The organism is Neisseria sp. P0021.S007 (assembly GCF_051956855.1).
In genome coordinates this window covers 1-585 of the sequence record NZ_JBQCXA010000834.1, presented here as the reverse complement: position 1 = coordinate 585, position 585 = coordinate 1, and the positions used below count along the sequence as shown (strand labels likewise).

Here is a 585-nt window from a genome sequence, read left to right as displayed (position 1 = left end):
AAACATCCCCGAACAACGCGTGCAGACCACGAAACCCTGCGCCACGTTCAACTGGGCATCTTTCACCCAATGCGGTGTTTTACAATGAGGACAAGAACAAGCAGGCATGAGTATTTCCGTAAGTGTATTGAATCAAAAATATATATTTTAGCCAATGCTTCAGGCCGTCTGAAAACTATTTCAGACGACCTGAGCATGATGTTATGGTTTAAACCGCGCCGTAACGTTCGCGATAGGCTTTGACCGGCTCGAAGAAGCCGCCAAATTCGGCATTGTTTTGCAAGAGCGTGAACAAGTCGTTCAGGTTGGCAATTGAAACCACCGGCAGGCCGTATTGTTTTTCAACTTCCTGTACCGCCGACAATTCGCCCGTGCCTTTTTCCATGCGGTCGAGCGCAATGGCCACTGCGGCAGGCGTTGCACCTTCGGCTTCAATCAGTTTGACCGACTCGCGCACGGATGTGCCGGCGGAAATCACATCATCGATAATCAGCACACGGCCTTTCAAAGGCGCGCCCACCAACACGCCGCCCTCGCCGTGGTCTTTGGCTTCTTTGCGGTTGTAGGCAAACGGTACGTTTACGC

Annotated in this window: 2 protein-coding genes; both read right to left on the bottom strand. The window is 51.8% G+C overall.

Translation table 11 applies throughout. The features are described from left to right. A partial coding sequence (locus ACTHUR_RS16220) for an MJ0042-type zinc finger domain-containing protein (protein ID WP_440399706.1) occupies positions 1 to 108 on the bottom strand: 108 nt, incomplete at its 3' end. Between the two features lie 100 nt (positions 109 to 208). After that, the coding region (locus tag ACTHUR_RS16215) for a phosphoribosyltransferase family protein (RefSeq protein WP_440399704.1) at positions 209 to 585 on the bottom strand (377 nt) is incomplete at its 5' end.